Annotated in this window: 21 protein-coding genes; 5 read left to right on the top strand and 16 right to left on the bottom strand. The window is 59.7% G+C overall.

The genetic code is table 11. The features are described 5' to 3' along the window. Positions 1-33: 33 nt before the first annotated feature. The 15 genes from rnhB to rpsB all read right to left on the bottom strand — a co-directional run bounded on the left by rnhB (position 34) and on the right by rpsB (position 14,659). A complete protein-coding gene (rnhB, locus tag PSH80_RS05710; protein WP_057439893.1) occupies positions 34-666 on the bottom strand; it encodes a ribonuclease HII in 633 nt (210 codons plus the stop codon). Then, positions 663-1,802 (bottom strand): lipid-A-disaccharide synthase, encoded by a 1,140-nt coding sequence (gene lpxB, locus PSH80_RS05705; protein WP_057439895.1) that lies wholly within the window; start codon positions 1,800-1,802, stop codon positions 663-665. Before lpxB ends, rnhB begins: the two co-directional genes overlap by 4 nt. A gap of 2 nt (positions 1,803-1,804) precedes the next feature. Continuing rightward, entirely contained in the window at positions 1,805-2,581 is a 777-nt protein-coding gene (gene lpxA, locus PSH80_RS05700) for an acyl-ACP--UDP-N-acetylglucosamine O-acyltransferase (RefSeq protein ID WP_032858160.1), read from the bottom strand. After that, positions 2,578-3,018 carry a 3-hydroxyacyl-ACP dehydratase FabZ gene (gene fabZ / locus PSH80_RS05695; protein ID WP_029297270.1) on the bottom strand — a complete coding sequence of 147 codons (441 nt, stop codon included), beginning with the start codon at positions 3,016-3,018 and terminating at the stop codon, positions 2,578-2,580. Before fabZ ends, lpxA begins: the two co-directional genes overlap by 4 nt. A gap of 110 nt (positions 3,019-3,128) precedes the next feature. After that, positions 3,129-4,184: a UDP-3-O-(3-hydroxymyristoyl)glucosamine N-acyltransferase gene (gene lpxD / locus PSH80_RS05690; RefSeq protein WP_169990169.1), complete on the bottom strand. Its 1,056-nt coding sequence runs from the start codon at positions 4,182-4,184 to the stop codon at positions 3,129-3,131. A gap of 3 nt (positions 4,185-4,187) precedes the next feature. Further along, positions 4,188-4,691 carry an OmpH family outer membrane protein gene (locus tag PSH80_RS05685; RefSeq protein ID WP_057958698.1) on the bottom strand — a complete coding sequence of 168 codons (504 nt, stop codon included), beginning with the start codon at positions 4,689-4,691 and terminating at the stop codon, positions 4,188-4,190. Positions 4,692-4,736: 45 nt separating this feature from the next. Beyond that, positions 4,737-7,124, bottom strand: coding sequence for an outer membrane protein assembly factor BamA (gene bamA / locus PSH80_RS05680; protein WP_057958697.1), 2,388 nt, complete (start codon positions 7,122-7,124; stop codon positions 4,737-4,739). 74 nt (positions 7,125-7,198) lie between these two features. Further along, the gene (rseP, locus tag PSH80_RS05675; protein WP_305419500.1) at positions 7,199-8,551 is read right to left on the bottom strand and encodes a sigma E protease regulator RseP; all 1,353 of its coding nucleotides are present in this window, start codon (positions 8,549-8,551) and stop codon (positions 7,199-7,201) included. Between the two features lie 35 nt (positions 8,552-8,586). Beyond that, entirely contained in the window at positions 8,587-9,777 is a 1,191-nt protein-coding gene (gene ispC / locus PSH80_RS05670; protein WP_057958695.1) for a 1-deoxy-D-xylulose-5-phosphate reductoisomerase, read from the bottom strand. After that, complete coding sequence (locus PSH80_RS05665) at positions 9,774-10,580, bottom strand: phosphatidate cytidylyltransferase (protein ID WP_057439903.1); 807 nt, start codon at positions 10,578-10,580, stop codon at positions 9,774-9,776. The genes ispC and PSH80_RS05665 overlap by 4 nt, the downstream gene beginning before the upstream one ends. Then, positions 10,580-11,335: a polyprenyl diphosphate synthase gene (gene uppS / locus PSH80_RS05660; protein WP_057439905.1), complete on the bottom strand. Its 756-nt coding sequence runs from the start codon at positions 11,333-11,335 to the stop codon at positions 10,580-10,582. The genes PSH80_RS05665 and uppS overlap by 1 nt, the downstream gene beginning before the upstream one ends. A gap of 17 nt (positions 11,336-11,352) precedes the next feature. Beyond that, positions 11,353-11,910 carry a ribosome recycling factor gene (frr, locus tag PSH80_RS05655; RefSeq protein ID WP_057439907.1) on the bottom strand — a complete coding sequence of 186 codons (558 nt, stop codon included), beginning with the start codon at positions 11,908-11,910 and terminating at the stop codon, positions 11,353-11,355. Continuing rightward, positions 11,907-12,650 carry a UMP kinase gene (gene pyrH / locus PSH80_RS05650; RefSeq protein WP_003172271.1) on the bottom strand — a complete coding sequence of 248 codons (744 nt, stop codon included), beginning with the start codon at positions 12,648-12,650 and terminating at the stop codon, positions 11,907-11,909. Before pyrH ends, frr begins: the two co-directional genes overlap by 4 nt. Positions 12,651-12,861: 211 nt before the next feature. Then, positions 12,862-13,725, bottom strand: a complete 864-nt coding sequence (tsf, locus tag PSH80_RS05645) for a translation elongation factor Ts (protein ID WP_003172264.1) — start codon at positions 13,723-13,725, stop codon at positions 12,862-12,864. A gap of 193 nt (positions 13,726-13,918) precedes the next feature. Beyond that, positions 13,919-14,659, bottom strand: a complete 741-nt coding sequence (gene rpsB / locus PSH80_RS05640) for a 30S ribosomal protein S2 (RefSeq protein WP_029297291.1) — start codon at positions 14,657-14,659, stop codon at positions 13,919-13,921. Between the two features lie 386 nt (positions 14,660-15,045). On the opposite strand from rpsB, the gene map reads away from it, so the two are divergent. The 3 genes from map (at position 15,046) to dapC (ending at position 19,944) form a co-directional block, all read left to right on the top strand. Further along, the gene (map, locus tag PSH80_RS05635) at positions 15,046-15,828 is read left to right on the top strand and encodes a type I methionyl aminopeptidase (protein WP_032858167.1); all 783 of its coding nucleotides are present in this window, start codon (positions 15,046-15,048) and stop codon (positions 15,826-15,828) included. A 67-nt stretch (positions 15,829-15,895) separates the two neighbouring features. Next, a complete protein-coding gene (locus PSH80_RS05630) occupies positions 15,896-18,598 on the top strand; it encodes a [protein-PII] uridylyltransferase (RefSeq protein ID WP_057958694.1) in 2,703 nt (900 codons plus the stop codon). A 146-nt stretch (positions 18,599-18,744) separates the two neighbouring features. After that, a complete protein-coding gene (gene dapC / locus PSH80_RS05625; protein WP_057958693.1) occupies positions 18,745-19,944 on the top strand; it encodes a succinyldiaminopimelate transaminase in 1,200 nt (399 codons plus the stop codon). 80 nt (positions 19,945-20,024) lie between these two features. Here dapC and PSH80_RS05620 read toward each other — a convergent pair whose 3' ends face one another. Next, the gene (locus PSH80_RS05620) at positions 20,025-21,668 is read right to left on the bottom strand and encodes a Na+/H+ antiporter (RefSeq protein WP_305419494.1); all 1,644 of its coding nucleotides are present in this window, start codon (positions 21,666-21,668) and stop codon (positions 20,025-20,027) included. Positions 21,669-21,932: 264 nt separating this feature from the next. On the opposite strand from PSH80_RS05620, the gene PSH80_RS05615 reads away from it, so the two are divergent. Together PSH80_RS05615 and dapD are read left to right on the top strand one after the other, a co-directional pair. Continuing rightward, positions 21,933-22,241: an arsenate reductase gene (locus tag PSH80_RS05615; RefSeq protein WP_233100804.1), complete on the top strand. Its 309-nt coding sequence runs from the start codon at positions 21,933-21,935 to the stop codon at positions 22,239-22,241. Positions 22,242-22,273: 32 nt separating this feature from the next. Beyond that, positions 22,274-23,308 (top strand): 2,3,4,5-tetrahydropyridine-2,6-dicarboxylate N-succinyltransferase, encoded by a 1,035-nt coding sequence (gene dapD / locus PSH80_RS05610; RefSeq protein ID WP_057439915.1) that lies wholly within the window; start codon positions 22,274-22,276, stop codon positions 23,306-23,308. Positions 23,309-23,310 lie beyond the last annotated feature (2 nt).

Raw genomic sequence — 23,310 nt, 5'->3', positions numbered from 1 at the left:
GTACCGGGCCTTGAGTAAAACATCAGCCTGCGCCTAAAGCTCGACCAGGCTTTCGCGCACCTCATAAGCCTGGCGTACCGGGGCAAACGAGCGGCGGTGGATCGGCGTCGGGCCCAATCGGGCCAGGGCTTCCAGATGAACGGGCGTCGGGTAGCCTTTATGGCCACCAATGCCATAGCCCGGATAGATCAATTCGAACGCCGCCATCTCACGGTCACGACTGACCTTGGCCAGGATGGAGGCGGCGGCAATTGCCGGCACCTTACTGTCACCCTTGACCACCGCCTCGGCCGGCATCGCCAGCTTCGGGCAGCGATTGCCGTCGATCATCGCCAGCTTGGGGGTGATGTGCAGACCCTCGACGGCGCGCTGCATGGCCAGCATCGTGGCATGCAGGATGTTCAGTTCGTCGATTTCTTCGACTTCGGCCCGGGCGATATGCCAGCTGAGGGCTTTTTCGCAAATTTCATCAAAAAGCTTTTCACGACGGGCTTCGGTGAGCTTCTTCGAGTCGTTGAGACCGAGGATCGGACGATTCGGATCAAGAATCACCGCCGCCGTGACCACTGCGCCGCACAACGGGCCGCGCCCTACTTCATCGACACCGGCGACCAGTTCGTGGGTTTGGGCGACCAGGCTGAAATCCAGGCCCATTTGCGTCTTCATAGGGTTTCCTGCTGGCGGCCGATCAAGGTCAACACGGCGTCTGCGGCCTGGTTCGACGCATCACGGCGCAAGGTACGGTGAATTTCGTCAAAGCCGCGGGTTTGCTCTTCGCCACCATCGATCAACGGCAGAATGGTCTGGGCCAAGGCCTCGGGGGTAGCAGCGTCCTGCAGCAACTCCGGCACCAACAACCGCTGGGCCAGCAGGTTGGGCAAGGAGATGTACGGGCTTTTGACCATGCGCTTGAGAATCCAGTAGGTCAGCGGCGCCAGGCGATAGGCCACAACCATCGGCCGCTTGTAGAGCAAAGCCTCCAGCGTGGCGGTACCGGAGGCGATCAACACCGCATCACAGGCCGCCAGGGCCAGGTGCGAACCACCGTCGAGCAGGGTCAACGGCAGGTCACGTCCTACCAGCAAAGCCTCGATCTGTGCACGCCGTTGCGGGCTCGCGCACGGCAGTACAAACCGCACCCCGGGTTTCAAGGCCAGCAGACGCTCGGCCGCATCGAAAAACAGTGCGCCCAGGCGCCCGACTTCACCACCACGGCTACCGGGCATCAACGCCACCAGCGGCCCGTCGGGCAGGCCCAACTCGGCGCGGGCGGCGGCGCGATCAGCCTGCAGCGGGATGGTATCGGCAAGGGTGTGGCCGACAAACCTGACCGGCACGCCCTTCTCTTCGTAGAACCGCGCCTCGAAAGGCAGCAGGGTCAGCATCAGGTCGCAGCCTTCGCGGATCTTCAGCACACGCTTTTGCCGCCACGCCCATACGGACGGGCTGACGTAATGCACGGTCTTGATCCCGGCCTGACGCAGTTTGAGTTCGATATTGAGGGTGAAGTCCGGTGCGTCGATACCGATAAAGACGTCCGGTTTTTCTGCAATCAGGGTCTGGATCAGCAGTTTGCGCCGAGCAAGCAGCTCGCGCAGGCGCCCCAGCACTTCCACCAGCCCCATGACCGACAAACGCTCCATGGGAAAGTAGGAAGTCAGGCCTTCGGCCTGCATCAGCGGGCCGCCGACCCCAATGAATTCAACGGCTGGATGCTGCGCCTTGATGGCGCGCATCAGGCCAGCGCCGAGGATATCGCCGGAAGCTTCTCCGGCCACCAATGCAATACGCAGCGTGGCCATGATCAGCGGGTGATGCCGCGAGTCGATGCCTGGATCGAATCGCGGAAGATGGCAACTTCTGGAAACAGCGCCGCCGGCTCGGCCAGCTCGGCCAGCGCCTGGTCAACCGTCAGCCCCTGGCGATACACCACTTTGTAAGCGCGGCGCAGGGCGTGGATGGCATCTTCGCTGAAACCACGTCGGCGCATGCCTTCGAAGTTCATGCTGCGGGCTTCGGCAGGGTTGCCAAAAACCGTGACGAACGCCGGTACATCCTTGCCAATAGCGGTACCCATGCCGGAAAAGCTATGGGCACCAATATGACAGTACTGATGCACCAGGGTGAAACCGGAAAGAATCGCCCAGTCGTCAACGTGCACATGGCCGGCCAGCGCAGTGTTATTGACGAGGATGCAGTGGTTGCCGATCACACTGTCGTGACCGATATGGGCGTAGGCCATCACCAGATTGTGATCACCCAGGGTCGTTTCCGCCCGATCCTGCACTGTGCCACGATGAATGGTCACGCCTTCACGAATGATGTTGTGATCACCGATTACCAGGCGGGTTTCCTCACCCTTGTACTTCATGTCCGGCGTATCTTCGCCTACCGAGGAGAACTGGTAGATGCGGTTGTGTTTGCCAATGCGGGTCGGACCCTTGAGGATCACGTGCGGCCCGATGACAGTCCCCTCGCCGATTTCCACACCTGCGCCGATGATCGACCAGGGGCCGACCTCAACGTCGGCGGCCAGCACGGCCGTCGGATCGATGATTGCGCGAGGGTCAATCAAACTCATAGTTTGCGTTCCGCACAGATGATTTCGGCGGAACACACAGGCTTGCCGTCAACGGAGGCCTGGCATTCGAATTTCCAGATCTGGCGCTTGCAGCTCACGAACTTGGCTTCCAGGATCAACTGGTCACCTGGGGTGACCGGGTTGCGGAAGCGCAGCTTGTCGGAGCCCACGAAATAGTAAAGCGTGCCATCGGCAGGCTTGAGGTCGAGCATTTTAAAACCGAGGATACCAGCGGCCTGGGCCATTGCCTCAATGATCAACACGCCCGGCATGATCGGATGCGCGGGAAAGTGACCGTTGAAGAATGGTTCGTTGATGCTGACATTCTTGTAGGCACGAATGCGCTTTTCCTCAACATTCAGTTCCACTACACGGTCCACCAGCAGGAACGGGTAACGGTGAGGCAGGTATTCGCGAATCTCGTTGATGTCCATCATTTCGGGGGGAAGCCTGTAATAAAGATTGGGAGCGCGCGGACTAAGGCACGCCCCTCTAGCAAATCAAGAAGGCAGTCTAGCTGCTGTGCACACTTGATATGGAAATGGTATCAGCCATCTGATGAAACATTACTGCCAGGGGTCACGTCCCCAACACGCTTTTCCAGATGTTTCAGGCGCCGCGCCATGTCGTCGAGCTGCCTTAAACGGGCCGCGCTCTTGCGCCACTCGGCCGCGGGTTGCATCGCTGTACCGGAAGAGTAGGCCCCTGGCTCGGTAATCGAGTGGGTCACCATGGTCATTCCGGTAATGAATACGTTGTCGCAGATTTCAATATGGCCCACCAAGCCGACACCGCCGGCCAGCATGCAATGCTTGCCGATCTTGGTGCTGCCAGAGATGCCGACACACGCGGCCATGGCCGTGTGATCGCCAATCTGTACGTTGTGGGCGATCTGGATCTGGTTGTCCAGCTTCACACCATTGCCAATCACGGTATCGGCCAGGGCCCCGCGATCGACGGCAGTGTTGACGCCAATCTCCACATCATCACCGATCAGCACACCGCCGACCTGGGCGATCTTCTGCCAGATGCCCTTCTCGTTGGCGAAGCCAAAGCCTTCGCCGCCGATCACGGCACCCGACTGAATCACCACTCGCTGCCCGATACGCACATCGTGGTACAGGGTCACGCGCGGCGCGAGCCAGCCACCTGCACCGATTTCACTGCGGGCACCGATAAAGCAATGAGCGCCTACGGTCACACCGGCGCCAATGCGCGCACCACTCTCGATCACCACAAAAGCCCCGATGCTCGCCGCAGGATCTACCTGAGCATCATCGGCGATGACAGCAGAAGGATGGATACCAGGAGCCGCTTTGGGTTTCGGATCGAACAGGTGCGACACCCGCGCGTAAGCCGCGTAAGGGTCAGCCACCACCAGCGCATCCCCGGCAAACGTCTCGGCGTCAGCGGCCTTCAGCAATACGGCTGCAGCCTGGCTGTCGCCCAGGTATTTACGGTATTGGGGATTTGCGAGGAAGCTCAACTGAGCTGGGCCAGCCTCCTGCAAGGTGGCTAGCCCAGTGATTTCCTTCTCCGGGGAGCCACTCAAGGTAGCCCCCAGGAACTCGGCCAATTGACCGAGTTTGATAGTCGCGGTCATGGCTTACTTCAGCTGGTTCATGCGCTCGATCACCTGGCGGGTGATGTCGTATTGAGGCTTGACGTCAATCACGGCGCCACGCTCGAAGACCAGGTCAAAGGCACCTTTCTTGATGACTGCTTCCACGGCGCTGTCGAGTTTTGGCTTCAGTTGCTTGAGCATTTCACGGTCAGCAACAGCCTTGGCTTCGTTCAGCTCCTTGGACTGGAACTGATAGTCACGGGCCTTTTGCTTGAACTCAAGCTCCAGACGCTCGCGCTCGCCTTGCTGCATTTTATCGCCACCGGCGACCAGACGATCCTGGATGCCCTTGGCGCTGCTTTCCAGGGTCTTGAGCTTGGTCAGTTGCGGACCAAATTTCTTCTCGGCATCCACGGCGTACTTCTTGGCCGCATCGGATTCCAGCAGAGCCATCTGATAGTTCAGGACGGCGATTTTCATTTCGGCAAACGCCGGGGTCGCTACCAGCACAGTTGCCAGAAGAACCAATTGAGTCAACTTACGCACGATGCACTCCTACAGAATCCGTTGTCGTTATCTTGGGTCGGACGCTTAGAACGTCTGGCCGAGGGAAAATTGGAAAATCTGGGTTTCAGCGTTATCCGGTTTCTTGACTGGCATCGCCAAGGCGAAGCTCAGAGGACCCAGGGCAGTAATCCAGGTCACACCCACACCCACGGAACTGGCCAGATTGCTCAGGCTGACGTCGTTGCACTGGGTGTTGGACTTCAAGCCGCTTGGGTTACGGATCTGCTCGCACTTGGAGTCGAATACGTTACCCACATCCCAGAAGACCGAGGTCCGCAGGGAACGCTGGTCCTTGACGAACGGCAGCGGGAACAGAATTTCCGCACCACCTTGAATCAGCACGTTACCACCGAATGGCAGCGGATCATTGTCCGAGTCACGCACGGTGCCGACGTTACCGGTTTCGGCAACACCACGGCTTGGCGTACCACGTGGACCCAGGGTGCTGTCCTTGAAGCCACGTACCGAGTTGAAACCACCGGCGTAGTAGTTCTCGTAGAACGGCAGGCCATCGGTCGAACCGTAGCCATCACCATAGCCCAGTTCCGTGTGCAGGCGCATGGTGTAGTTATCGCTCAACGGCGTGAACAACTGGCCACGGTAGTCGAGTTTGAAGAACGACAGGTCGCTACCAGGGGTGGTGGCTTCCAGGGTCAGGCTCTGGGAATGACCACGGGTCGCCAGCACGCCTTTGTTCAGGGTGGACTCGGACCAACCGGCCGAGGCCTTGAAGTTGAGGAACTTGTCACCTTCGCGGCGGGTGAAGTCGAAGATTTCGTCCACGGTGTAGACACCGGTCTTGATCTCATCCTGCTGCGCGGTCAGGCCGAAGGTCAGACGCGAAGTCTCACTGATCGGGTAGCCCACGTTGACACCGGCACCCAGGCTGTCGATCGCATAGCTTGCAACGTCGACGTCGAGGTCTTTGTAGTCGGTGGTGCGGTAGAAAGCGTTGTAGCCCAGGCTCACACCATCAGCAGTCCAGTAGGGGTCCACATAACCGAAGTTGTAGCGGCTCTGGTATTCACTGCGGGTCAGGCCGATGGAAACCTTGTTACCAGTACCCAGGAAGTTGTTCTGGGTGATCGAGCCACCAAGGATCAGGCCGGCACTCTGTGCAAAACCGACGCTGGCGGTGATCGAGCCGGAGGCTTGTTCTTCCACGGCGTAGTTCACGTCGACCTGGTCATCCACACCCGGTACGGCCGGGGTTTCGACGTTGACTTCCTTGAAGAAGCCCAGGCGCTCAAGACGGGTCTTGGACTGGTCAATCAGGTAGGTCGAAGCCCAGCCACCTTCCATCTGGCGCATTTCACGACGCAGCACTTCGTCCTCGGACTTGGTGTTGCCACGGAAGTTGATGCGGTTGACGTAGGCACGCTTGCCTGGATCGACGACAAAGGTGATGTCCACAGTGTGGTCATCATCGTGCGGGGTCGGCACGCCGTTGACGTTGGCGAAGGTATAGCCTTCGTTACCCAGGCGACGGGTGATCAGCTCGGAAGTCGTGGTCATCAGCTTGCGCGAGAACACCTGGTCCTTCTGGACCAGCAGCAGGGACTTGACCTGGTCTTCAGGCACTTTCAGGTCGCCGCTGAGCTTCACGTCACGAACGCGGTACTTCTCGCCTTCGTTGACGTTGACGGTGATGTACACGTGTTTCTTGTCCGGGGTGATGGACACCTGGGTCGAGGCGATATCCATGTTGATATAGCCACGGTCCAGATAGTAGGAACGCAGGCGCTCCAGGTCACCGGAGAGTTTTTCACGGGCGTACTTGTCATCGTTCTTGAAGAACGACAGCCAGTTGGTGGTCTTGAGTTCGAACAGGTCGATCAGGTCGTCGTCGGCGAACTTGGTGTTACCCACCACGTTGATGTGCTGGATCGCCGCCACAGTGCCTTCGTTGATGTTGACCTTCAGGCCGACACGGTTGCGCGGCTGCGGCACCACTTCGGTTTCCACGGAAGCGGAGTAACGGCCCTGGGCAACGTATTGACGTTGCAGCTCGTTACGCACGCCTTCGAGGGTGGCACGCTGGAAGATCTCGCCTTCGGCCAGGCCGGACTGTTTGAGACCCTTCATCAAGTCTTCAGTGGAGATCGCCTTGTTGCCTTCGATCTCGATACTGGCGACAGAAGGCCGCTCGACGACAGTGATGACCAGGACGTTGCCTTCACGACCCAGTTGGATATCTTGAAAGAAGCCGGTTTTGAACAGCGCACGAGTGGATTCCACCAGGCGACGGTCGTCAGCCTGTTCCCCAACGTTCAACGGCAAGGCGCCAAAGACGCTACCCGCGGAAACCCGCTGGAGGCCGTTGACGCGAATATCGGAGATGGTGAAGGACTCGGCGTGAACTTCGGCGATCATCAATACGGTGAGAACCGCAGTTAGCAGCAGACGTTTCATGAAGTCCTTTCTTATTCCAACTGGCAATAAACAAACTGCCGCAAAATGCGGCAGATTCGCAATTCAGCGAAGCGTTACAGACGTCCCAGATCGTTGACCAAGGCTAACAACATCACCCCGACCACCAAACTGATACCGATCTGTATCCCCCAACCCTGCACCCGATCCGACAAGGGGCGACCACGCACCCACTCGACGAGATAAAACAACAGATGCCCCCCATCCAATACTGGAATGGGCAACAAATTCAGAACTCCTAGGCTAATACTCAGATAAGCCAGGAAATTCAGGAAATCAGCAACGCCCGACTGGGCAGAAGCGCCCGCCACTTTAGCAATGGTTATCGGTCCACTCAAGTTTTTTACCGAGAGCTCGCCGAACAACATTTTCTTCAGCGAATCGAGGGTCAGCACACTCATGGTCCAAGTGCGTCTTGCACCTTCGCCAATTGCAGCCAATGGCCCGAAACTGACCTCCCGCACCATCGATGACGGCCATTCGACACCTTTGACCCCGGCGCCCAGGTATCCGCCGGCTGCCTTGGCCTCTCCACGCACCGCGAGGGTGACAGGGACGTCGATTTGAGCACCGTCGCGCTCAACTTTCAGCACAATTTTCGTATCAGGACGTACACGAACCAGATCGACCACTTGCTGCCAGTCACCTAGCGCCTGACCATCCAGGGCCAGCAAACGATCACCGGTCTTCAGGCCGGCCGCCTGGGCCGGCCCCTTCGGATCGAGCTCAGCCAATACCGGCGGCAGTGCCGGGCGCCATGGACGAATACCGAGGGACTTGATCGGATCAGGCTCATCAGCGCCCTTGAGCCACTTGTCCAGGACCAGCTCGCGCGGTGTCTCGGCCGTGGAGTCCTGCTCGCGCACTACCAGTTGTACGGTGCCGCTCTCACCCAGGCGGCGAACCAGCTGCAGATTGACCGCCCCCCAGCCTGTAGTAGGCTCGCCATCAATAGCAACAATTTCCTGCCCGGCGCTCAAACCGGCCTTGGCGGCGATGCTGCCCGCCTCCACCGCACCGATGACCGGCCGCACTTGCTGGCTGCCCAGCATTGCCAGGACCCAGAAGAACACCATGGCCAGCAGGAAGTTGGCGATCGGGCCGGCAGCCACGATAGCGATCCGCTGACGAACGGTCTTGCGATTGAAAGATTGATCCAACTGATCAGCCGGCACTTCGCCTTCGCGCTCGTCGAGCATCTTGACGTAGCCACCCAGGGGAATGGCGGCAATCACGAATTCGGTGCCCTTGCGGTCGTGCCAGCGCAGCAGCGGCATGCCAAAACCCACGGAAAAGCGCAGGACTTTGACGCCACAACGGCGCGCCACCCAGAAATGACCGAATTCGTGGAAAGTGACCAGCACACCCAGAGCAACCAGGGTGCCGATAATCATGTAGAGCGCACTCATCTAATCTCTCCGCATTCCAATCCCGCGCCTGCCGACTAACCTGCGTGGCGTTTCAACCATTGCTCGGCCAAGACCCGGGCCTTGGCATCCGCCTCGAACACGGCGCCCAAATCATTCACGGCAACCACCGGCTCAAGGCTCAAAATTTCCTCGATGATACTCGCGATCTGTGGAAAGCGGATGCGCCGATCAAGAAACGCAGCAACCGCGACCTCATTCGCCGCATTGAGCATCGCCGGAGCGCTGTTGCCCGCCTCTGCCGCCTCACGTGCCAGGCGCAGGCAAGGGAAGCGCTGATCATCCGGTGCTTCGAAATCCAGGCGGGCAATGGCAAACAGGTCCAGGGGCGCCACACCCGAGTCAATCCGCTCTGGCCATGCCAGGGCATTGGCAATCGGCGTGCGCATGTCCGGGTTGCCCAACTGGGCCAGCACCGAGCCATCCACGTAGTCGACCAGGGAATGAATCACACTTTGCGGATGAATCACCACTTCGACCTGATCGGCGCGAGCATCAAACAACCAGCAGGCTTCGATCAGTTCCAGGCCCTTGTTCATCATGCTGGCCGAATCCACCGAGATCTTGCGCCCCATCGACCAATTGGGATGAGCGCAAGCCTGATCGGGAGAGACGTGCTCCAGCTCGGCCAGCGGCGTCTGACGGAACGGGCCGCCAGAGGCTGTCAGCAGGATACGCCGTACGCCGACCTGGCTCAGGCCGCGGGCAAAATCGCCCGGCATGCACTGAAAAATCGCGTTGTGTTCGCTGTCCAGCGGTAACAGTACCGCTGCGCTCTTGCGCACGGCCTGCATAAACAGCGCGCCGGACATGACCAGCGCTTCTTTATTGGCCAACAGGATCTTTTTGCCAGCATCCACCGCTGCGAGGGTTGGACGCAAACCCGCGGCGCCGACAATAGCAGCGACCACGGTATCCACTTCAGAGGCAGCGGACACCTGGCACAAGCCCTCCTCGCCGACCAACACCTGGGTCGACAGGCCCGCAGCCCGCAGATCGTCCTGCAAACCACGGGCAGCGGTCCCGTCCGGCACCACTGCGAACTGCGGCCGGTGCCGCACGCACAGCGCCAACAGCTCGCTCAAGCGACTGAAGCCGGTCAGGGCAAATACCTGGTAGCGCTCAGGGTGACGGGCAATCACATCCAGCGTGCTCAATCCGACCGAGCCGGTTGCCCCCAGCACGGTGACCTGCTGCAGGCGGCTCACGAAGCGGCCATCCACAACAATACGGCAAACACCGGGATCGCCGCCGTCAGGCTGTCGATGCGGTCCAGCACACCGCCATGGCCCGGCAGCAGGTTACTGCTGTCCTTGATGCCCGCCTGGCGCTTGAACATGCTTTCGGTCAGGTCGCCGACCACCGAGATCAGTACGACCACCGCCGCGCCCATCAGGGCCAGGAGGATTTGTTTGCCCCCCCAATCACGCATAACGCCAACAACCAGGGTAATCAACAACGTCAAGGCCAGTCCGCCGTATACCCCTTCCCAGCTCTTGCCGGGGCTGACCGCCGGGGCCAGCTTACGCTTGCCAAAGGCACGGCCGGAGAAGTACGCACCGATATCCGCGCCCCAGACCAGGACCATCACCGCCATGATCAACCAGTTGCCCAGGGCCATATGCTTGATATAGACCAGGCCCTGCCAGGCCGGCAGCAGGATCAGCAGGCCGATCACCAGCTTGCAGGCGACGCTGGACCACTTGCTGCTGGTCCGCGGATAGGTCAATACGAGGAATGTCGCCAACGCCCACCACAGCACCGCTGCCCCGAGCACCCAGGGTGCGACATCCGGCAGGATGTACATCAGGAACAGCAACAACGCGACAACGGCGGCGTACACCACCCGCGGCAGTTGTTCGGCAAACCCTGCCAGGCGCGCCCATTCCCAGGCGCCCAGGGTCACGACCAAACCAATGAACAGCGCAAAGCCTGCGCCTTCGAGCAGGAAAAACCCGCACAGGGCGATCGGCAGCAGGATCAGTGCCGTGATGATTCGTTGTTTAAGCATTAAACCCGGGCTCCAGCTTCGATCTGCTCGCTCGTTTTACCGAAGCGACGCTGACGGGAAGCGAAATCGGCCAGCGCATTACGCATGGCATCGTGTTTGAAGTCCGGCCAGAACAGGTCGGAGAAGTACAATTCGGTATAGGCCAACTGCCACAACAGGAAGTTGCTGATGCGGTGCTCGCCACCGGTACGGATGCACAGGTCCGGCAACGGCAGGTCGCCGGTCACCAGACAGGTTTGCAACAACTCGGGCGTGATGTCTTCCGGCCGCAGATGACCGGCCTGTACTTCACGCGCCAGGCGCTGCGCAGCCTGAGCAATGTCCCACTGTCCGCCATAGTTGGCGGCGATTTGCAGGACGAAGCGGTTGCTGCCAGCAGTGATAGCCTCGGCCTCACGCATGGCCGTCTGCAGTTCCGGATGGAACCGCGAGCGATCGCCGATGATACGCAGGCTGATATTGTTGTCGTTCAGGCGCTTGGCCTCACGACGCAAGGCCTTGAAGAACAGGTCCATCAAGGCGCTGACCTCTTCGGCCGGGCGCTGCCAGTTTTCACTGGAGAAGGCAAACAAGGTCAACACCTCGACCTTGGCCTCGGCACACACCTCGATCACGGCCCGTACCGCATCGACACCCGCTTTATGCCCGGCGACACCCGGCATAAAGCGTTTTTTCGCCCAGCGATTATTCCCATCCATGATGATCGCGACATGGCGCGGCACCACAGAGGGCACAGTCTGCTTGGTCTTTTCCATGAAGGCGTCCTGACCCCTTATACGGCCATCAGGTCCTTTTCTTTCTCTTCCGTGGCCTTGGTGATCAGGGCCTCGGATTCCTTGGTCAACTTATCGATATCGGCGATGGCACGACGTTCTTCGTCTTCGCTGATTTCTTTGTCCTTGACCAGTTTCTTCAGGTCACCCAAGGCATCGCGACGGATGTTGCGCACGGCAACGCGAGCATCTTCAGCTGCGCTGCGCGCCTGCTTGGTGAAGCCCTTGCGGGTTTCTTCGGTCAGGGCCGGCATGGAGATCAGCAGCAACTCACCCAGGTTGGTCGGGTTGAGGTTCAGGCCAGCGCTCTGGATAGCCTTGTCGACAGCAGCGAGCATGTTGCGCTCGAAGGCCACGACCTGCAGGGTGCGCGAGTCTTTTACGGTCACGTTGGCCACGCCGCTCAGCGGGGTGTCGGAGCCGTAGTAAGGCACCATCACGCTGCCCAGGATGCTTGGGTGGGCCTTGCCGGTACGAATCTGGCCAAACGCGTGGTTCAGAGACTCCAGGGATTTTTGCATACGCGCTTGGGCGTCTTTCTTGATTTCATTGATCATTGTTGGCCTTCCTCGATCAGAGTCCCTTCTGCGCCGCCGTGTACGATATTCAGCAGGGCGCCGGGCTTGTTCATGTTAAATACGCGCAGCGGCATCTTATGGTCGCGGCACAGGCAGATTGCCGTCAGGTCCATCACACCCAGCTTGCGATCCAGCACTTCATCATAAGTCAGATGATCGAACTTCTCGGCATGCGGGTCTTTGAATGGATCGGCAGTGTAGACACCATCGACCTTGGTGGCCTTGAGCACTACGTCGGCATCAATTTCGATGGCACGCAGGCAGGCAGCCGAGTCGGTGGTGAAGAACGGGTTGCCGGTACCGGCGGCAAAAATCACCACCTCTTTGGCATTCAGGTGGCGCATGGCTTTGCGCCGATCATAATGATCGGTCACACCCACCATGGAAATGGCCGACATCACGATGGCCGAGATGTTGGCACGCTCCAGGGCGTCGCGCATGGCCAGGGCGTTCATCACAGTGGCCAGCATGCCCATGTGGTCGCCAGTGACCCGATCCATGCCAGCAGCACTGAGCGCGGCGCCACGGAACAGGTTGCCACCACCGATCACCAAGCCGACCTGGACGCCGATACCGACCAGTTGGCCGACTTCCAGCGCCATGCGGTCAAGCACCTTGGGATCGATCCCGAACTCTTCCGAGCCCATCAGGGCCTCGCCGCTAAGCTTGAGTAGAATGCGTTTATAGCGAGCCTGATAACCACTGCCCTGCTGAGCCATTGCGAATCTCTCCTGCGGCGTATTTTTAAAAAATTCTTGGCGAGCCGTTTACGGCTTGCGTTCACTCTAGCTGGACGCTGTCACAGCGCCATCGGAACACGGCTTTGTAAGCCAGTTCCAAAGGGAAGCCAAATAAAATTGAGCATCCCATTTGAAAAGAGGCTGCGCGCGTGAGCGGGCAGCCTCTCTTGGGCGACAGTTGAAAACTGTCTTATTGCTTAGCGGCAGCCAGCTGGGCAGCAACTTCTTCAGCGAAGTTGTCGACCGGCTTCTCGATGCCGTCGCCTACTTTGAAGTAGGTGAAGGAAACGATTTCAGCACCGGCTTTCTTGGCCAGCTCGCCAACCTTGATTTCAGGGTTCTTGACGAACGCCTGCTCAACCAGGCTTGCTTCGGCCAGGAACTTGCTGATACGGCCTTTGACCATGTTCTCAACAATGTTTTCTGGCTTGCCTTTGATTTTTTCTTCGTTCAGCTGCAGGAACACAGCTTTTTCGCGCTCGATCGCTTCGGCAGAAACTTCCGAAGGCAGCAGGAACTCAGGGTTGCTGGCCGCTACGTGCATAGCGATGTCTTTGGCCAGTTCAACGTTGCCGCCCTTGAGGACAACTGCAACACCGATCTTGTTGCCGTGCAGGTAACCACCGACAACATCACCTTCAACGCGCACCAGACGACGGATGTTGACGTTTTCGCCAACCTTGCCGACCAGTACCAGACGATCAGCTTCTTGAGCGGCGATCAGCGGAGCGGCGTCAGTCAGTTTGTCGGCGAACGCTTTTTCAACGCTAGCAGCAACAAATGCCTTGAAGTCGTCCTGCAGAGCCAGGAAGTCGGTCTGCGAGTTCACTTCCAGCAGAACGGCAGATTTACCGTCTTCCTTCAGAGCGATAGCGCCTTCAGCAGCGACGTTGCCTGCTTTCTTGGCAGCCTTGATCGCGCCCGAAGCACGCATGTCATCAATGGCTTTTTCGATGTCGCCGTCAGCCTTTTCCAGGGCTTTCTTGCAATCCATCATGCCTTCGCCAGTACGCTCACGCAGTTCTTTAACCAACGCTGCAGTAATTGCTGCCATTTTCAAATTCCTCTTGGATAGGTTTTCAACCATTCCACCCGACTTGTACGGGCGTTCAATTCTTCCCGAACCACCCTTGTTAACCGCTGCACGTTACAGATGCTGTAGCTGTGCCGCTCACAAATGGTTTTCGAGGTGGCAAAAAGGGGGCCAAGCCCCCTTTTTGCTTACTGAGTCAACGCCAGGGCGTCAATTACTCAGCTGCAGCGACCGGTGCTTCTTCAGCAGCGAACTCTACGGTGCCGCCGCCAACATTGTTGCGGCCACGGATTACAGCGTCAGCCATCGAACCCATGTACAGCTGGATAGCGCGGATTGCGTCATCGTTGCCTGGGATGATGTAGTCAACGCCTTCCGGGCTGCTGTTGGTATCGACTACGCCGATAACCGGGATACCCAGCTTGTTGGCTTCGGTGATCGCGATGCGCTCGTGATCAACGTCGATAACGAACAGTGCGTCAGGCAGACCGCCCATGTCCTTGATACCACCCAGGGAACGATCGAGCTTTTCCAGGTCACGGGAGCGCATCAGCGCTTCTTTCTTGGTCAGCTTGGCGAAAGTACCGTCTTCGGCTTGCACTTCAAGGTCACGCAGACGCTTGATGGAAGCACGGATGGTTTTGAAGTTGGTCAGCATGCCGCCCAACCAGCGGTGATCGACGTACGGCGAACCGCAACGTGCTGCTTCTTCAGCAACGATCTTGCCAGCGGAACGCTTGGTGCCGACGAACAGAATCTTGTTTTTGCCCTGAGCCAGGCGCTCTACGAAAGTCAGAGCTTCGTTGAACATTGGCAGGGTTTTTTCAAGGTTGATAATGTGGATCTTGTTACGCGCGCCGAAAATGTACTTACCCATTTTCGGGTTCCAGTAACGGGTCTGGTGACCGAAGTGCACACCGGCCTTCAGCATATCGCGCATGTTGACTTGGGACATGATAGTTCCTTAATAAGTCGGGTTTGGCCTCCACGTATCCCAATGACCAACCAGCGGCTTCAAGGCCTCCGGCACCCAGGTCATCGTGTCGACACGTGTGTGGATTTAAGCTTTGCGGGGTATCCCCGGAAAGCGGCGCATTTTATACCACAGCATCGGCAAAAACGAAACCCGCAATCGCACTTGCTTGCCGCCAGCGCCACCCAAGCCATTGAATCGGGTGAAAATACCCACACCTTATAGAGAGAAGCGATAGCCAGACACTCATGGTTTACACCTTGCGTCTGTTAGAATCGCGTTTTTTGGGCTTGTGCGAACGCTGCACCTTTTTGTCGCACGCCCGTAAACCGTATTGATTTCAGCGCGTCGCGCTAGAGAGAGCCTGTATGACCGTTACCCTGAAAACCGCCGAAGACATCGCAGGTATGCGCGTTGCCGGCAAACTGGCGGCCGACGTACTGGAAATGATTGCCGAACACGTCAAGCCCGGCGTCACCACCGAAGCCCTGGACCGCATCTGCCATGACTATATTGTCGACGTGCAGAAAGCCATCCCCGCGCCGCTGAACTACAAAGGCTTCCCCAAGTCGATCTGTACCTCGATCAACCACGTGGTCTGCCACGGCATCCCAGGCGACAAGCCGCTCAAGGACGGTGACACGCTGAACATCGACGTCACCGTGATCAAGGACGGCTATCACGGCGACACCAGCCGTATGTTCCATGTCGGCAACGTGCCGGTGTGGGCCGAGCGCCTGTCCCAGGTCACCCAGGAATGCATGTACAAGGCCATCGAGCTGGTCAAGCCGGGCTGCCGCCTGGGCGATATCGGAGAAGTGATCCAGAAGCACGCAGAAAAGAACGGCTTCTCGGTAGTCCGTGAGTTCTGCGGCCACGGCATCGGTAAAGTGTTCCACGAAGAGCCACAGATCCTGCACTACGGCCGTGCCGGCACCGGCATGGAACTCAAGGCAGGCATGACGTTTACCATCGAACCGATGATCAACCAGGGCAAGGCCGACACCAAGGTGCTGGGCGACGGCTGGACGGCCATCACCAAGGACCGCAAGCTCTCGGCGCAGTGGGAACATACCCTGCTGGTCACCGAGACGGGCTATGAGATCTTCACCCTGCGCGCCGACGACACGATTCCCCGCGTTTCGGCCTGATGCTTGCAGCGGGCTTTCCAGATAGCAATGTTGTGACCTACACCTAGATAGAAAGGAAAGCCGATCAATGCCCCAGGTGGATCCAGAACTCTTCGACCGTGGCCAGTTCCAGGCGGAACTGGCGCTGAAGGCCAGCCCCATAGCAGCCTTCAAGAAGGCCATCCGCCAGGCCCGCGAGGTGCTCGACGAGCGCTTTCGCAGCGGCCGGGAGATTCGCCGGCTGATCGAGGATCGTGCCTGGTTCGTCGATAACATCCTGCAAAAGGCCTGGGAGCAGTTTGATTGGAGCGAGGACGCCGACATCGCCCTGGTGGCCGTCGGCGGCTACGGCCGTGGCGAACTGCACCCCTACTCCGATATCGACCTGCTGATCCTGCTGGACAGCGCCGACCATGAGATCTTTCGTGACTCCATCGAGCGTTTTCTGACGCTGTTGTGGGATATCGGCCTGGAAGTCGGCCAAAGCGTGCGTTCGGTGGCTGAATGCGCCGAAGAGGCCCGCGCCGACCTGACCGTGGTCACCAACCTGATGGAAAGCCGCACCATCTGCGGCCCCGAGCGTCTGCGCCAGCGCATGCTGGAAGTCACCAGCACCGCGCATATGTGGCCGAGCAAGGAGTTCTTCCTGGCCAAGCGCGCCGAGCAGAAAGCCCGGCATCACAAGTACAACGACACCGAATACAACCTGGAACCCAACGTCAAGGGCTCGCCCGGCGGGCTGCGGGATATCCAGACCATTTTGTGGGTCGCCCGTCGCCAGTACGGCACCCTCAACCTGCGGGCCCTGGCCGGCGAAGGCTTTTTGGTGGAGAGCGAAAACGCCCTGCTGGCCTCGTCCCAGGAGTTCTTGTGGAAGGTGCGCTACGCCCTGCACATGCTGGCCGGACGCTCCGAAGACCGCCTGCTGTTCGACCACCAGCGCTCCATCGCCACCCTGCTGGGCTTCGAGGGCGAAGACGCGAAGACCAGCATCGAAAGCTTCATGCAGCAGTACTACCGGGTGGTCATGAGCATCGCCCAGCTCAGCGACCTGATCATCCAGCACTTCGAAGAAGTAATCCTGGCCCCCGAAGACGAAGCGCCGCCGCAACCGATCAACGCCCGCTTCCAACTGCACGATGGCTATATCGAGGCGCGTAACGACAATGTGTTCAAACGCACGCCGTTTGCCATGCTGGAAATCTTCGTGCTGATGGCCCAGCAACCGGAAATCAAGGGCGTGCGCGCCGATACCATCCGCTTGCTGCGGGAAAACCGTCACCTGATCGACGACGAATTCCGCCACGACATTCGCAACACCAGCCTGTTTATCGAGCTGTTCAAGTGCAAGGTCGGCATTCACCGCAACCTGCGGCGCATGAACCGCTACGGCATCCTCGGGCGCTATCTGCCGGAGTTCGGCTTTATTGTCGGGCAGATGCAACACGACCTGTTCCATATCTATACAGTCGACGCCCACACCCTGAACCTGATCAAACACCTGCGTAAGCTGCAATACACCCAGGTGTCAGAGAAATTCCCGCTGGCCAGTAAGCTAATGGCCAAGTTGCCCAAGCCTGAACTGATCTACCTGGCCGGCCTGTATCACGATATCGGCAAGGGCCGGCATGGCGACCACTCGGAAATCGGCGCAGTGGATGCCGAAGCCTTCTGCCAGCGCCACCAGTTGCCGCAGTGGGACAGCCGCCTGATCGTCTGGCTGGTGCAGAACCACCTGGTGATGTCCACCACCGCCCAGCGCAAGGACTTGTCCGACCCGCAGGTGATCCATGACTTTGCGCAGATCGTCGGCGACGAAACCCGTCTCGACTACCTGTACGTGCTGACCGTCTCCGACATCAACGCCACCAACCCGACCTTGTGGAACTCGTGGCGCGCCAGTCTGTTGCGCCAGCTCTACACCGAGACCAAGCGCGCCTTGCGCCGTGGCCTGGAGAACCCGGTGGACCGCGAAGAGCAGATCCGCCGCACCCAGAACGCGGCCCTGGATATCCTGGTGCGCGGCGGCAACGACCCGGACGATGTCGAGCAGCTCTGGTCGCAGTTGGGGGATGATTACTTCCTGCGCCACACCGCAGGCGACGTGGCCTGGCATACCGACGCGATCCTGCAGCAGCCGGCCGACGGCGGCCCATTGGTGCTGATCAAGGAAACCACCCAGCGCGAGTTCGAAGGCGGCACGCAGATCTTTATCTATGCGCCGGACCAGCATGACTTCTTCGCCGTGACCGTGGCCGCGATGGACCAGCTGAACCTGAACATCCATGACGCGCGGGTCATTACCTCCAGCAGCCAGTTCACCCTCGACACCTATATCGTGCTCGACACCGAAGGCGAGTCCATCGGCGACAACCCCGAACGCGTGAAGAAGATCCGCGAGGGCCTGACCGAGGCCCTGCGCAACCCGGACGACTACCCGACCATCATCCAGCGCCGGGTACCGCGCCAGCTCAAGCACTTCGCCTTTGCGCCCGTGGTGACGATCCACAACGATGCCCAGCGCCCGGTGACGGTACTCGAGCTCAGCGCCCCCGATCGCCCTGGCCTGCTGGCGCGGATCGGCGGGATTTTCCTGGAGTTTGACCTGTCGTTGCAGAACGCCAAGATTGCCACCCTGGGCGAGCGGGTCGAAGACGTGTTTTTTATTACCGATGCCGACAACCAGCCACTGTCCGACCCTGAACTGTGCCGCCGCTTGCAGGACGCCATCGTCGCGCAATTGAGCGTGAATCAGGAGCCTGGCGCGGAGTTGTCCAGAATAACCATTTGAGTTGAATTTAATTTCCCTGTGGACGCGGACCTTGTAGGGGCTGGCTTGCCTGCGATGCGGGCGGCGCGGTGTATCTGGTGCACCGAGGCGATGCCATCGCAGGCAAGCCAGCTCCCACAGGGCCGCGCTCAACGATAGAGGCCCCGATGAACAACGCTCTGAACCAACTGCAACCCTACCCGTTCGAAAAATTGCGTGCCCTGCTGGGCAGCGTCACACCAAACCCGGACAAGCGCCCGATTGCCCTGTCCATTGGTGAACCCAAGCACAAGTCCCCGGATTTTGTAGCCCAGGCCCTGGCCAACAATCTGGATCAGATGGCGGTATACCCCACTACCCTGGGGATCCCCGCGTTGCGCGAGGCTATTGGGGCCTGGTGCGAGCGGCGCTTCGACGTGCCCAAGGGCTGGCTGGACCCGGCGCGCAATATCCTGCCGGTCAATGGCACCCGCGAAGCCCTGTTCGCCTTCACCCAGACCGTGGTCAACCGGGGCGACGATGCCCTGGTGGTCAGCCCGAACCCGTTCTACCAGATCTACGAAGGCGCAGCGTTCCTCGCCGGCGCCAAGCCGCACTACCTGCCGTGCCTGGATGAAAACGGCTTCAACCCGGATTTCGACGCGGTCTCGGCCGACATCTGGAAACGTTGCCAGATCCTGTTCCTGTGCTCCCCCGGCAACCCGACCGGCGCACTGATCCCGGTCGACACCCTGAAAAAACTGATTGCCCTGGCCGACCAGTACGACTTCGTGATCGCCGCCGACGAGTGCTACAGCGAGCTGTACTTCGACGAGCAAACTCCGCCGCCAGGCCTGCTCAGCGCCTGCGTCGAGCTGGGCCGCCAGGACTTCAAGCGCTGCGTGGTGTTCCATAGCCTGTCCAAGCGCTCCAACCTGCCGGGCCTGCGCTCGGGGTTTGTGGCCGGAGATGCGGAAATCCTCAAGGCCTTCCTGCTGTACCGCACTTACCACGGCTGCGCGATGCCGGTGCAAACCCAGCTGGCAAGCATCGCCGCGTGGCAGGACGAGGCTCATGTACAGGCCAATCGTGACCTGTATCGGGAAAAATTCGACGCCGTATTGGCGATTCTCAAGCCGGTACTCGACGTGCAAAACCCCGATGGGGGCTTCTACCTATGGCCGAACGTCGAGGGCGACGATGCCGCGTTCTGCCGCGATTTGTTCGCGGAAGAACATGTGACCGTGGTGCCGGGCTCGTACCTGTCGCGGGAAGTGGATGGCTTCAATCCAGGGGCCGGACGGGTGCGCCTGGCATTGGTTGCGCCATTGACCGAATGCGTTGAAGCCGCCGAACGGATGCGCAACTTCATCCAGCGTCGTCGTTGATGACAGGGGCCGCTCCCGCCCAGGAGCGGCCTGCGCGTTGAGATCGCGCAAGGGCAACAGGGGTAAGTCAGCCCACACGGCTACTTCTGGGTCCCCAGGTTGGCCTCACTCATATCCAGGTCGGCCAGCACTTCGCGCAGCACGTCATCGCCAATCTGGTGGTGACGGCTCAGGCTATACAGCTCCAATCGCTGCGCGCGCAGGGCCTTGAGCCGTAACTTGCGCTCCAGATGATCCATCTGCAGCGCCAGCGCCTGGGCTTCGGCCGAGTCATTGAACACCTCCAGTTGATGGCGATATTCCGACATGATCCGTGCCTTGAGCTCTGCCGCCAGTGCAGCCTGGGCCGCATCCAGGGGCGCCGCGTCGGCGGCCTCCTCTGCTTCCAGGGCATGAATCGCGGCTTCGGCGGTTTTCTTCCAGGCATCACGCACCTCGCCGCGCCGCTTGTCATCCGGGCTCTTCTCGATCCCCCGCAACAACAAGGGCAAGGCGATACAGGCGGCGACCAATGACAACAGGATTACCCCGGCGGCAATGAAGATCAGCAGGTCGCGCTCGGGAAACGCCTGGCCAGGCGCCATCAGCAACGGTACTGACATCACACCGGCCAGGGTCACCGCCCCGCGCACCCCGCCAACCGTCAACAGCCAGCAGGACCGCGCGGTGGGCACCAGTGTCAGCTCACTTTTACCGCGCAGGCGACGCAGCAGACCGGACAGACGCCAAATGCTCTGTACCCAGATAAACCGCAACACCAACAACACCAGGAAGATCGCGATCACGTCCAGGCAGCGATAGAACAAGGTCGGCCACAGCGTGGCTTCGTGGCTGGTCACCGCCTTGATGATGTCCGGCAACTGCAGGCCCAGCAGCAGGAAGATCAAACCGTTGAAGGCAAACTCCAGCAACGACCAGACACTGCGATTGAGCAAGCGTGTACTGGTCTGGCGTGGCAGCAGGTCCAGCCAGCTCTGCATCATGCCCGCCGCCACGGCCGAGAGAATCCCCGAGGCGCCCAGGCGTTCAGCCAACACATACGCCGCAAACGGCAGCAGCAACATAAACACCACATGGGTCGCCAGATCATCCCAGCCCCGGGCAATCATCCAGGCCCGCAGGCGCCCCACCAGCCAGCTCAAGGCTACGCCAATGGCCAGGCCACCGACCGCCACCAGCACAAATGTCAGGCTGGCATCGGCCAGGGAAAATACCCCAGTCAACGCCGCCACCAGGGCGAACTTGAAGGTCACCAGGCCCGACGCATCATTCATCAAGGCCTCGCCCTGAAGCATGTGCATCAAAGGCGTGGGCAAGCGGTTCTGGGAAATCGCCGACACCGCCACCGCATCCGTCGGCGACAACACTGCCGCCAGGGCGAAAGCCACCGGCAAGGGAATGCTCGGCAACAACCAGTGGATAAAGTACCCGGCGCCCACCACGGTAAACAGCACCAGCCCCACGGCCAACGTCAGGATCGGCCCACGCAGGCGCCACAGCTCACGCTTGGGCATGCGCCAGCCATCGGAGAACAGCAACGGCGGCAGGAATAGAAACAGAAACAATTCAGGGTCCAACGCCACATGCAGCCCCAGGGTCGGCCACGCCAGCAAGGCACCAGCGGCAATCTGCACCAACGGCAACGGCAAAGGGATCACACGCCCGACCAGACGCGAAACGCTGACCAGCATCAGCAGGATAAGAACGGTGTAGGCGGTTTGCATAAAGCGGGGTTCCTGGACAATCGACTTGCAATGACACACTTGAGGCAACAACGCGCCTTTGAAGTGCCATATTAGCTGCCTATGCTGTTGCCGGGCTTTTGCACATAAGTCGCACCTCGTACCGTAAGGAGTGACGAGCGGCACCGAAACTGTTTTGTCGTGGCATAATCCGTGATCGTTTGTTTCCAGCAGCCCAAAGGGGGCAGTTCCTTGACCGATTCAAGCAAAACATTGCACCTTTTTGGCATCAAAGCCTGCGACACCATGAAAAAGGCCCGTACCTGGCTCGATGAAAATGCCATCAGCTATGAGTTTCATGACTACAAGACGGCCGGTATCGACCGCGAACACTTGACCCAATGGTGCAATGAGCACGGTTGGCAGGTGGTTTTGAACCGTGCAGGCACGACCTTTCGCAAACTCGAAGACGAACGCAAAGCCGATCTCGACCAGGCGAAAGCCGTTGAACTGATGCTCGCACAACCCTCGATGATCAAGCGCCCAGTGCTCGATCTCGGTGACGGAACCCTGATTGGCTTCAAGCCAGATAGTTATTCGGCGGCCCTCAAGTAGGCCAGCCACTTCATTTTTGTAGAGGTAACAGCATGTCCAATTCCCTGTTCAGCCTGGGCTTCGGCGTCGGCACCCAGAACCGCCAAGGTGCTTGGCTGGAAGTGTTTTACGCGCAGCCATTGCTCAACCCTTCGGCCGAAATCGTCGCTGCCATCGCGCCGATCCTTGGCTACACCGAAGGCAACCAGGCGATCACCTTCACCATTGCCCAAGCCTCGCAACTGGCTGATGCACTGAAAAATGTAGATGCCACCCAGGCCGCCCTGCTGACCCGCCTGGCCGAAAGCCACAAGCCGCTGGTCGCCACGTTGTTGGCCGAAGATGCCGCACTGACCTCCACCCCTGAGGCCTACCTCAAGCTGCATCTGCTCTCCCACCGCCTGGTCAAGCCCCATGGCCTGAGCCTGGCGGGTGTGTTCCCGCAACTGCCGAACGTAGCCTGGACCAGCCAGGGTGCGATCGACATCGGCGAACTGGCCGAGCGCCAACTGGAAGCGCGCCTGCGTGGCGAGCTGCTGGAAGTGTTCTCGGTGGACAAGTTCCCGAAAATGACCGACTACGTGGTCCCGGCCGGCGTGCGTATCGCCGATGCCGCACGTCTGCGCCTGGGTGCCTATGTGGGCGAAGGCACCACCGTGATGCACGAAGGCTTCATCAACTTCAATGCGGGCACCGAAGGCCCGGGCATGATTGAAGGCCGTGTATCGGCTGGCGTCTTCGTCGGCAAGGGGTCGGACCTGGGCGGCGGTTGCTCCACCATGGGCACCCTGTCGGGCGGCGGCAACATCGTGATCAAGGTGGGCGAAGGCTGCCTGATCGGCGCCAACGCCGGTATCGGTATCCCATTGGGTGACCGCAACACCGTGGAATCGGGCCTGTACGTGACTGCCGGCACTAAAGTGGCGCTGCTCGATGAGCAGAACCAACTGGTCAAGGTGGTCAAGGCCCGTGAACTGGCTGGCCAGCCGGACCTGCTGTTCCGCCGTAACTCCGAGACCGGTGCCGTGGAGTGCAAAACCCACAAGTCGGCCATCGAACTGAACGCAGCGCTGCACGCTCACAACTAAGC

Origin of the sequence: Pseudomonas sp. FP818 (genome assembly GCF_030687335.1) — a bacterium.
In the GTDB taxonomy this organism is placed as follows: domain Bacteria; phylum Pseudomonadota; class Gammaproteobacteria; order Pseudomonadales; family Pseudomonadaceae; genus Aquipseudomonas; species Aquipseudomonas shahriarae.
This window is presented reverse-complemented; position numbering and strand designations above follow the sequence as displayed.

Coding starts and splice junctions, on each gene's coding strand:
- dapC (WP_057958693.1), top strand. CDS start 18,745: ATGAACAACGCTCTGAACCAACTGCAACCCTACCCGTTCGAAAAATTG.
- map (WP_032858167.1), top strand. CDS start 15,046: ATGACCGTTACCCTGAAAACCGCCGAAGACATCGCAGGTATGCGCGTT.
- rpsB (WP_029297291.1), bottom strand. CDS start 14,659: ATGTCCCAAGTCAACATGCGCGATATGCTGAAGGCCGGTGTGCACTTC.
- rseP (WP_305419500.1), bottom strand. CDS start 8,551: ATGAGTGCGCTCTACATGATTATCGGCACCCTGGTTGCTCTGGGTGTG.
- bamA (WP_057958697.1), bottom strand. CDS start 7,124: ATGAAACGTCTGCTGCTAACTGCGGTTCTCACCGTATTGATGATCGCC.
- tsf (WP_003172264.1), bottom strand. CDS start 13,725: ATGGCAGCAATTACTGCAGCGTTGGTTAAAGAACTGCGTGAGCGTACT.
- PSH80_RS05615 (WP_233100804.1), top strand. CDS start 21,933: ATGAAAAAGGCCCGTACCTGGCTCGATGAAAATGCCATCAGCTATGAG.
- PSH80_RS05630 (WP_057958694.1), top strand. CDS start 15,896: ATGCCCCAGGTGGATCCAGAACTCTTCGACCGTGGCCAGTTCCAGGCG.
- pyrH (WP_003172271.1), bottom strand. CDS start 12,650: ATGGCTCAGCAGGGCAGTGGTTATCAGGCTCGCTATAAACGCATTCTA.
- dapD (WP_057439915.1), top strand. CDS start 22,274: ATGTCCAATTCCCTGTTCAGCCTGGGCTTCGGCGTCGGCACCCAGAAC.
- uppS (WP_057439905.1), bottom strand. CDS start 11,335: ATGGAAAAGACCAAGCAGACTGTGCCCTCTGTGGTGCCGCGCCATGTC.
- rnhB (WP_057439893.1), bottom strand. CDS start 666: ATGAAGACGCAAATGGGCCTGGATTTCAGCCTGGTCGCCCAAACCCAC.
- frr (WP_057439907.1), bottom strand. CDS start 11,910: ATGATCAATGAAATCAAGAAAGACGCCCAAGCGCGTATGCAAAAATCC.
- fabZ (WP_029297270.1), bottom strand. CDS start 3,018: ATGATGGACATCAACGAGATTCGCGAATACCTGCCTCACCGTTACCCG.
- lpxB (WP_057439895.1), bottom strand. CDS start 1,802: ATGGCCACGCTGCGTATTGCATTGGTGGCCGGAGAAGCTTCCGGCGAT.
- PSH80_RS05620 (WP_305419494.1), bottom strand. CDS start 21,668: ATGCAAACCGCCTACACCGTTCTTATCCTGCTGATGCTGGTCAGCGTT.
- lpxA (WP_032858160.1), bottom strand. CDS start 2,581: ATGAGTTTGATTGACCCTCGCGCAATCATCGATCCGACGGCCGTGCTG.
- lpxD (WP_169990169.1), bottom strand. CDS start 4,184: ATGACCGCGACTATCAAACTCGGTCAATTGGCCGAGTTCCTGGGGGCT.
- PSH80_RS05665 (WP_057439903.1), bottom strand. CDS start 10,580: ATGCTTAAACAACGAATCATCACGGCACTGATCCTGCTGCCGATCGCC.